Consider the following 10,188-nt stretch of genomic DNA (forward strand, 5'->3'; position numbering starts at 1 on the left):
CCTCATTTCCGGTTACTGGAACGGGCCCGGCGCCGCCGCTGCCCCCGTGCCGAACTCGTGGTGAGCGATTCCTGGCGGCCCCCGCCGCCGTCGAGCGCGGCGGCGAACTCCGCGATGGTCGGGTGCTCGAACAGCAGCGCGGGCGGCACCGGGCGCCCCAGCCGCTGCTCGATCGCGAGCACCATGGCCATGCCGACCAGCGAGTTTCCGCCGAGGTCGAAGAACGGGTCGTGCACGCCGACGCCGTCGATGCCCAGGTAGGCGCCCCACAGCTCGGCCATCTCGGCCTCCGCGGCGGTGCGCGGCGCGGCGAAGTCGGTGCGCAGCTGCGGGCGCGGGAACCGCTCCCCTTCGGGTACGGCGGAGGCGGCGCCGACCAGGTCGTCCAGGTCGAGCATGCCCGTCCAGGCGGCCAGCACCTCGCGCAGCGGCTGTCGCACCGCCATCACGTTGCCGTGGCCGCCTGCCACGATCCGGTCCAGCAGGGCGCAGCCGGCGTCCTCGGCGAAGCCGTACCGGGCGCGGTAGGCGGCCACCCGGTTGGCCAGCCCGCCCGCCGACTTGAGGTTCTCCGACTGCCACACGTCGTGCTGCCAGGGGCCCCAGGCGACCGACACGACCCTGGTCGACGGGGCTGTGGCGGCCAGCGCGTCCCCGTACGCGTCGAGGACGGTGTTGGCGGCGCAGTAGTCGCCCTCGCCGATGCCGCCGAACGCGGTGACCGCGGAGGAGTACAGCACGAGCAGTTCCGGCCGTTCGGCGGCGGGGGTCGTGGGGCCGACCAGCTCGGCCAGCGGCCCCATGGCCAGCACCTTGGGCGCGAGCACCCGGCCTGCCTCGGCGACGGTGCGCCGGCTCAGCAGGCCGGCGGCGGGCAGCCCGGCGGCGTGGATCACGCCGGTCAGTGAGCCGAACCGCTCCCGGCCGCGCCGCAGCGCCTCCCTGAGCTGCTCGGGCACCCCGGCGTCGGCGGTGAGCAGCAGCACCTCCGCCCCGCTGGCCTCCAGTTCGGCTACGTCACGCAGGGTCCGCTGTACGCCCTCCGCCCGCTCGCCGCCGGCTTCGCGGTCCAGCGGGGTGCGGCCGACCAGGGCGAGCCGCCGTACGCCCGCGCGGACGAGATGCTTGGCGAGCGCCATGCCCAGCCCGCGCGTCCCGCCCGTGATCAGGTACGAGCCGTCGGCCCGCCACACCGGGGACGCCGACGGCTCTGCGGTGACCTCGGCCCACGCCCGCACCCAGCGCCGCCCGCGCCGCCACCCGGCCACCGGATCGTCGTCCGCCGCGCCGGAGTCCCACTCGCGAAGCAGCTCACGAGCGACCTGCCCCGCCGCCGTGCCGGCTTCCGGGGCCGGTCCGTGGGCGGGTGTGCCGACGGTTTCGGGGTCGAGGTCGAGGCCTCGCCAGGTCAGGGCGGGGTACTCGTGCCTGGCCGCGCGGCCGAGGCCGTGGGCCAGGGCTTGGTGGGGAGCCGGGATGTCGCCGCCGAGGATCTCGGCGGCGCCGCCGGTCACCGTCAGCAGCCGCACCTCCCGCTCGGCGGGCAGGTCGCCGAGTGCCTGGATGGTCAGCATGAGGCTGTCGAAGCCGTGGGCGACGGCTGCCCTCAGCTCCTCGTCGCCGGGGAGGCCGCCGGTCCCGGCGTCCAGGCTCCACAGGTACGCGACGTGCACGGGTCCGTCGGACGGCAGGTCGGCGAAGACGGCCCCGTAGTGGGCGGGGACGGCGGGGTCGAGGGTCAGGCGGCGGCCTTCGCGGCGCGGCGGCCCGTCGCCCGCGACCACCTCGACCACGGAGGCGCCGGCCAGGTCGGCGAGCGCCGAGCCCACACCGCCGGAGTCGGCGAACACGACGAGCGGACCGGTCAGGTCCAGACCGGCCGCGGGCGCTTCCCGGACCGGATCCTGCCGCCAGGAGGGGACGAAGGTGTAGTCCGCGGGCTCGGCCCCGTCGCGCCGGTCGTCCGCCCCACCGGACGCGGTGTCCAGGTCGACGTCCGGCCCAGCGGACCCGGCGTACCGATCGGCGTCCGAGCCAGTGGCGGGACCTCGGGCGGCATCCAACTCAGCGGGAGCCCCGTGAGCGGCGTCCGGCCCGGCGGGCGGGACGCCGTTGCGGCTGGTGGCGACTGGGGTGATCTGCTCCGGCCAGAAGCGGGTGCGCTGGAAGGGGTAGGTGGGCAGGCTGAGCACGCGGCCCGCGTCGGCGCGGGTGCGTTCCCAGGTGACCTCGGCGCCGAGCTCCCAGAGCCGGGCGCAGGTCCGGAGCAGTTCGTCGTGGGGGTCGCGGGGAGCGCCGCCGGTCCAGCGGGGCGGCAGGGTGCCGAGCACGGCGACGCCGGAGCCGCCGGCCAGGTTCTGCCTGACCAGCCCGCCGAGCGTCTGGCCGGGCCCCAGTTCGACGAACGCGTCCACGTCCTGGTCCACGCAGTGGCGCACGCCGTCGGCGAAGCGGACTGTGCTGACGAGCTGGTCGGCCCAGTAGGAGGTGCCTGTGGCCTGCTCGGCGGTGAGCGGCAGGCCGGTGAGGTTGGAGACGACGGGGACGGCCGGCGCCCGCCTCGGCACGGTGTCGAGCACCGCGGCGAGCTTCTCCCTGGCCGGCTGCAGCAGCCTGGAGTGGAAGGCGTGGGCGGAGCGCAGCGCCCGGCAGGCGATGCCCTCCCCGGCCAGGGCGGCAGACGCCGCCTCGATCTCGGCGGGGCTCCCGCTCAGCACGGTCATCGACGGCCCGTTGCCCGCGGCGACGTCCACGTCGATCCCGCCGCTCACGAGCACGGGGACGATGCGCTCCTCGGGCGCGGCGACGGCGATCATCCGCCCGGCGGGCACGGCGTTGATCAGGTGCGCCCGTTCGAGCACGACGTGCAGCGCGTCCTCCAGGGTGAAGACCCCCGCCAGGCACGCGGCCACGTACTCGCCGAGGCTGTAGCCGATGAGCAGGTCCGGGGTGACGCCCCAGTGCCCGAGCAGCCGCGCCAGCGCGTACTCGGCGGTGAAGAGGAAGGGGTGGGCCACCTCGGCGTGGTCCAGGGGGCCGGGAGCCTCGGGCGCCTCGCCGGTGCGGCCGAGCAGGGCGGCGAGATCGCCGGGGGCGGCCGAGGTCTCAGCGAGGAACAGGGGCCGCAGGTCCGTGCCCGAGCGGCGCAGGACCAGCTCGACGCAGTTGTCCACCGCCTCGGCGTACACCGGCTCCTTGGCGTACAGCTCCCGGCCGAGTCCCGCGTACTGGTCGCCGACCCCGGGAAGCAGGAACGCGACGCGGGGCCGGCCCTTCACCCGGTGGCCCCCGCCGCTGTCGGCTGCGGCGCGCAGCCCGCGTACGGCGTCGTCCAGGTCGGCGCAGACCAGGGCGCGGCGGTGGTCCAGCTCGGCCCGGCCGGTCTGCAGCGTGTGGGCGAGGTCGGGCACGGTCGCACCGGGGTGGGCGCTCACCCAGTCCGCCAGCCGGGTGGCCTGCTCGCGCAGCGCGGCGGCGCTGCCGGCCGACAGCGGCAGGAGGTGGACGGTGTCGCGCGCCGGTGTCTCCGGCGGGGCGGGCGGGGGCGCCTTCTCCACGATCAGGTGGGCGTTCGTGCCGGACAGCCCGAACGAGCTGACTCCGGCCAGGGCCGGCCCGTCCCCCTGCGGCAACGGCTCCAGGCCGGTGACCGGGCGGATGGCGCCGTTCTCGGGGAAGGCGGCGGCCGGGTTGGTCAGGTGCAGGCTGGGCGGAATCTGCCCATTTTTCAGGATCAGCACTGACTTGATGAGACCGGCGACTCCCGCCGCGGCCTGGGTGTGCCCGATGTTGGTCTTGATCGCGCCGACGCGCAGCGGCCGGTCGGGCGAGCGACGGCCGAAGACGTCGTGCAGCGCGGACAGCTCGATGGCGTCCCCGAGTCGGGTGCCGGAGCCGTGCGCCTCCACGTAGGCGACGTCGTCCGGTGAGACGCGGGCGGCGGCGAGCGCGCGGCCGATCACGTCGGCCTGCGCGCGCCGGCTCGGGGCGGTGAGCCCGTTGCTGCGCCCGTCCTGGTTGACCGCCGAGCCGCGCAGCACGGCGTGGATGCGGCGGCCCGCGGCGACGGCGCTGGACAGCCGCTCCAGCACGACCAGGCCGCCGCCCTCGCCCATGACGTAGCCGTCGGCGCTCTCGTCGAAGGTCTTGCACCGGCCGTCGGAGCACATCATCAGGCCCGCGCACGCCTGGATGTAGAGGGACGGGTGCATGGTCAGCGAGGCGCCCGCGGCGACGGCCAGGTCGCACTCGCCCCTGCGCAGGCTCTCGGAGGCCAGGTGGACCGCGATGAGCGACGACGAGCAGGCCGTGTCGACCGTGAGGGTGGGGCCGTTCAGGTCGAGCTGGTACGCGATGCGCCCGGCGGCGACGCTGGGCACCGAGCCCTGGCCCAGGTAGGGGTCGGCGAGCGCGGCGCCGCCCTGCCTCTCGATCTGCAGCCGGCCGTACTGCAGGGTGTCCATGAGCCCGATCATCACGCCGGTGCGGCTGCCGGCCAGCCGCGCGGGCGACAGGCCCGCGTTCTCCAGGCCCTCCCACACCAGCTCCAGCAGCAGGCGCTGGTGGGGGTCCATGCGCAGCGCCTCGCGCGGCGAGAGGCCGAAGAACTCGGCGTCCCAGCCGGTGATGTCGTCCAGGAAGGTGCCGTACCTGGTGTAGACGCCGCCGGGGGTGCGCGGGTCGGGGTGGTAGTAGTCGTCGATGTCCCACCGGCTCGCCGGCACCTCGCGCACCGCGCTGCGGCCCTCGCTGAGCAGCTCCCAGAGGCCCTCGGCCGTGTCGCCGCCGCCGGGATAGCGGCAGGCCATGCCGACGATCGCGATGGGCTCGTGGGCGCGCTCCTCCGCCTCGGCGAGCCGGCCGCGCGCCTGGGCCAGCTCGACCGTGGCGCGCTTGAGGTAGGCGCGGAGCTTGTCCTCTGTCCCCATCTTTCGTGCCTTTCCGGTCGAGGTGGTCATGGGTCACAGGTCGTTGTCGATCAGGGCGAAGATCTCCTCGTCGGAAGCGGAGTCGATCTTCTCCATGACGCCGCCGACATCGTGCTGTCCGCCGCCGCCGAGCTTGGTGAGCGCGCCCTGGAGGATGGTGGCGAGCCGGTCGCGCATGCTCTCCGCCTCGCCGTTGGCCGCGGCCAGCAGGTCGTCGACCCGTTCCAGGGCGGTGCGCAGGGTGTCCTCGGCCGAGGGCGGCGCCGGGACGAGCACTCCGGCCAGGTACGCCGAGAGCGAGCGGACCGTGGGCTGGTCGAAGACCAGCGTCGCGGGCAGCCGCAGCCCGGTGTCGGTGTTGAGCCGGTTGCGGAGTTCGACGGCCGTCAGTGAGTCGAAGCCGAGCTGGTTGAACGCCTGGTCCACGTCCACCTGGGCCGGGTCGCCGTGGGCGAGCACGGCCGCGACGTGGTCTCGTACGGTGTCGGTGAGCAGTCGCAGCGCCTCGTCCCTGCCCAGCGCCGGCAGCCGGGCCGCCAGCGGGCCCGCGTTCCCGGCCCCGGCTCCCGCCGCACGGCGCGGCACGCGTACGAGGCCGCGCAGCATTCCGGGCAGTTCACCGTTCTCCGCCCGCGCCCGCAGACCGGCGGGATCCCAGCGGGCGGCCACCACCGCGGACTCCGCGTCCGCGAGGGCGGCGTCGAACAGCGCCAGCCCTTCCTCCACCGCGAGCGGGGCGATCCCCGCACGCGCCAGCCGTGCCCTGTCCGTCGCCCCCATCGCGCCGGTCATGCCGGACTCCACGTCCCAGAGCCCCCAGGCCACGGACACCGCCGGCAGCCCTGCCGCACGCCTGGCGGCGGCCAAGCCGTCCAGGAAGGCGTTCGCCGCCGCGTAGCTGCCCTGGCCTGCGTTGCCCAGCACCCCGGCGAGCGAGGAGAACAGCACGAAGAACCCCAGATCACGGGTCAGCTCGTGCAGGAACCAGGCCGCGTCCGCCTTCGGCCCCAGCACCCCGCTGATTCGCTCGGGAGTCAGCCCTTCGACCAAGCCGTCGTCCAGCACCCCGGCGGCGTGCACCACACCAGCCAGCGGCCCGGCCGAGGCCACCACGTCAGCGAGCTGCGCACGATCGGACACGTCACAGGCCACCACCCGCACCCGGGCACCGGCCCCTTCCAGCTTCGCCACCAGCTCCGTCGCGCCCTCGGCCCGAGGACCACGCCGCGACACCAGCACCAGATCCCGCACCCCGTGCAGTTCGACCAGCCGCAGCGCCACCAGAGCACCAAGTCCCCCGGTGCCACCGGTCACCAGCACCGCACCCGACCTGACGGAAGAAGCCCCGCCGGACGCCGCACCAGCCATCACGGAAGAAACCCCAGCGGACGCCGCAGCGAGCAGCCGGTCGGAGGCCGACGCAGGCGTCCGGCCGGAGGCCGTCGCAGAGGCCTGGTCGGAGGCTGGAACAGGGGTCTGGTCGGAAGCTGGGGCGGAGGTCTGATCGGGAGTGGCGGAAGTGGTGGGTGTCGGGCGGCGGGTCAGGCGAGGGGCCAGGATGCGGCCGTCGACCACCCGTACCTGGGGCTCGCCCGAAGCCAGCACCGCGTCCCAGCCCGAGAACCCCTCCGGCACCTCCGCCAGCACGAACCGGCCCGGCTGCTCACTCTGCGCCGACCGCACCAGCCCCCACACCGCCGAACCGGCCACATCCCCCGGCCGCGTCGCGAACACGACCGGCGACGCCCCGGCACCCTTCACCGCCGCAAGCACACGCGAGGTCAACTCCCGCACCGCCACCGGAACGTCCGCCGACCCGCTCACACACCACACCACCTCCGGCTCCACCGAGCCCGGCACGGAGGGAGCCACCTCGGCCCACTCCACCCCGTACAGCGGCAGACCGGTCGAGGCGGACGGGCGGACGTCGGCGGGTCGTGCGCGCAGTGCGCCGATGGACAGGACCGGCGCGCCATCGGTGTCGGCCACCTCGACGACGGCGTCCTCGCCGCTGGTCGTGAGGCGTACGCGCAGCGCGGCGGACTCGGAGGCGTGCAGGCGGACGTCACCGAACGCGAACGGCAGCCGCAACTCGTCGTCCTCCACGGCCAGCACGAGGGGGTGGAAGGACGCGTCCAGCAGGGCGGGATGGACGCCGAAGCCGGTCACGTCCACGCCCTCCGGCGCCACCACCTCCGCGAACAGCTCCTCACCACGACGCCACAACGCCCGCAACCCCTGGAACGCCGCACCGTACTCGTAACCCCGCTCCCCCAGCCGCTCGTAACCCCCCTCGACCTCCACCACCACCGCGTCGACGGGTGGCCACACCCCGGCCCACTCGCACGCACCACGGCCCGGGACGTCCCCGGCGAGCACACCGGAGGCGTGGCGGGTCCAGGCGTCGTCCTCGTCGCCGGTGCGGGAGTAGACGGCGATCTGGCGCCGTCCCGCGTCCGGGGGGTCGACGGTGATCTGTACGGTGACCGCGCCCTGCTCGGGAAGGAACAGCGGAGCCTCGATGACCAGTTCGTCGAGCCGGGCGCAGCCCGCCTGGGCGCCGGCTTCCAGGGCCAGGTCGGCGAAGGCGGCGCCGGGAAGCAGTACGCGGCCCGCGACCGCGTGGCCCGCCAGCCAGGGAGCGCCGCGCAGGGAGATCCGGCCGGTGAGCACGTAGCCGTCCCCGGCCACCGGCACGACGGCGTCGAGCAGCGGGTGGCGGGAGCCGTCGATGCCCGCGCCGGACACGGGGCCGGTCTGGTCGCCGGTGAGCCAGAACCTGCGCCGGGCGAAGGCGTAGGTCGGCGGCTCGTGGCGGGGACGCGGCGCGGAGGGCAGCGCGTCGCTCCAGGAGACCTTGGCGCCGAGCACCCAGGCGTGGGCCAGCGCCGTGAGGAAGCGGCGACGGTCGCCCGTGTCGCGCCGCAGCGTGTGGCAGACGCCCGCGGGCACGCCGGCGGCCTCGCAGATGGCCTCGGTGTCGGGGCCCAGCACCGGATGCGGGCTGACCTCGACGAACAGCGGGGTGCCCGCTCCGGCGACGGCACTGACGGCCTGCTCGAACCGTACCGGGTTGCGCAGGTTGTCGTACCAGTAGCGGGTGGTCAGCTCGGCCGGGTCGATGAACGCGCCGGCGAGGGCGGAGCAGAAGCGGACGTCGGCGGCGCGCGGCCGCACGTCGCGCAGCGCGGCCATCAGCTCGTCGCGCAGCGCCTCGACGTGCGGGGTGTGGGAGGCGTAGTCGACCGCGATGCGGCGCACCCGCACGGTGTTCTCGCACGTGGCGGCGAACTCCTCCAGGGCGGCGACCTCTCCTGCCACCACCGAGCCGGTGGGGCTGCTGTGCACGGCCACCCACAGCCGGTCCGCCCACGGTTCGATCCGCTCCTGGGCCCTGGCCGCGGGCAGCGCCACGGCGAGCATGCCGCCGGTGCCGCCGAGCCGGGTCAGCACCTGGCTGCGCAGGGCCACGACCTTGGCGGCGTCCTCCAGCGAGAGCGCGCCCGCGACGTACGCGGCGGCGATCTCGCCCTGGGAGTGGCCGAGCACCGCGGACGGCCGCACGCCGAGGGAGCGCCACAGCTCGGCCAGCGCGACCATGACCGCGAACAGGACGGGCTGGATCACGTCGGTGCCGTCCAGGGACCGCGCGCCGGGCGCGCCGCGCAGCACGTCCTCGACCGACCAGCCGGTGTGCGGGCGCAGCGCCTCCTCGCAGCGGCGGAGGGCGGCCCGGAACGTCTCGTCCTCGTCCAGCAGGTCCACGGCCATGCCCGCCCACTGCGAGCCCTGACCGGGGAACACGAACACCGGCTGGACGTTGGGCGCCGCGACCCCGCTCACCACCGCGGCGTCGGACCCGCCTTCCGCCAGCGCGGCCAGCCCCGCCAGCAACTCCCGCCGGTCCCCGGCCACGATCACGGCTCGGTGCTCGAAGCTCGCGCGCCGGGCCAGCGCCCGGCCCGCGCCTGGCAGGTCCCGGTCAGAAGCGCTTTCCGCGTACGCGACCAGCCGCGCGGCCTGTGCCCGCAGTGACTCCGCCGACCTGGCGGACACCGGCCACACGAGCGGACCATCGCCGGCCGGCACCTCCGGCTCGGCCGGCGCGCCCTCCAGGATCACGTGCGCGTTCGTACCGCTGACCCCGAACGAGGAGACCCCGGCCCGCAACGGACGCTCGCCCGGCACCTCCACCGCCTGGGTCAGCAGCCGCACCCCACCGGACTCCCAGTCCACGTGCGGGGTCGGCTCCTTGACGTGCAGCGTCGGCGGCATCGTCCGGTGCTCCAGCGCTTTCACCATCTTGATCACACCGGCCACCCCTGCTGCTGCCTGGGTGTGACCGATGTTCGACTTCAGCGAGCCCAGCCACACCGGCCGCTCAGCCGGACGTCCACGCCCGTACGTGGCCAGCAACGCCTGCGCCTCGATCGGGTCGCCCAACGTCGTGCCGGTGCCGTGCGCCTCCACGACGTCGACGTCCCGCGTATCCAGCAACGCGTCGGCCAGCGCCTGACGGATCACCCGCTCCTGGGCCGGACCGCTCGGCGCCGTCATCCCGTTGGAGGCGCCGTCCTGGTTCACCGCCGAACCCCGCACCACCGCCAGGATCCGCCGGCCGTTGCGCCGCGCCTCCGACAACCGCTCCAGCACCAGCACCCCGACACCCTCCGCCCACGCCGCACCATCGGCGGTCGAGGAGAAGGACTTGCAGCGGCCGTCGGGGGCCAGCGCGCGCTGGCGCGAGAACTCCACGAACGGCGCGGGGGTCGCCATCACCGACACGCCGCCCGCCAGGGCCATCGAGCACTCGCCGCGTCGCAGGGCCTGCACCGCCAGGTGCAGCGCGACCAGAGAGGAGGAGCAGGCGGTGTCGGTGGTGAGGGCCGGGCCCTCCAGGCCGAGAGTGTAGGAGACGCGGCCCGCCAGGACGCTGGACGCGCTGGAGGTGAACAGAGTGCCTTCGACCGACTCCGGCGCCTTGTGCAGGAATCGGGTGGAGTAGTGCTCGTACATACTGCCGGCGTAGACGCCGGTACGGCTGCCCCGCAGCGTCACCGGATCGATCCCCGCCCGCTCCAACGCCTCCCAGCACGACTCCAAGAACAACCGATGCTGCGGATCCGTCGCCAACGCACTCCGCGGACTCATCCCGAAGAACGCCGCATCGAACTCACCCGCGTCATACACGAACCCCCCATGACGCGTATACGACTTCCCCACCACCTCCGGATCCGGATCGAACAACCCCTCCAGATCC

2 protein-coding genes are annotated in these 10,188 nt (G+C 74.8%); both read right to left on the reverse strand.

Translation table 11 applies throughout. The features are described 5' to 3' along the window. Nucleotides 1-2 precede the first annotated feature (2 nt). The gene (locus ABD999_RS40530) at nucleotides 3-4,928 is read right to left on the reverse strand and encodes a type I polyketide synthase (RefSeq protein WP_271279997.1); all 4,926 of its coding nucleotides are present in this window, start codon (nucleotides 4,926-4,928) and stop codon (nucleotides 3-5) included. A gap of 33 nt (nucleotides 4,929-4,961) precedes the next feature. Beyond that, nucleotides 4,962-10,175 carry a type I polyketide synthase gene (locus ABD999_RS40535; RefSeq protein WP_345483187.1) on the reverse strand — a complete coding sequence of 1,738 codons (5,214 nt, stop codon included), beginning with the start codon at nucleotides 10,173-10,175 and terminating at the stop codon, nucleotides 4,962-4,964. Between the last annotated feature and the right edge of the window lie 13 nt (nucleotides 10,176-10,188).

Origin of the sequence: Nonomuraea ferruginea (assembly GCF_039540635.1) — a bacterium.
Lineage (GTDB): Bacteria > Actinomycetota > Actinomycetes > Streptosporangiales > Streptosporangiaceae > Nonomuraea > Nonomuraea ferruginea.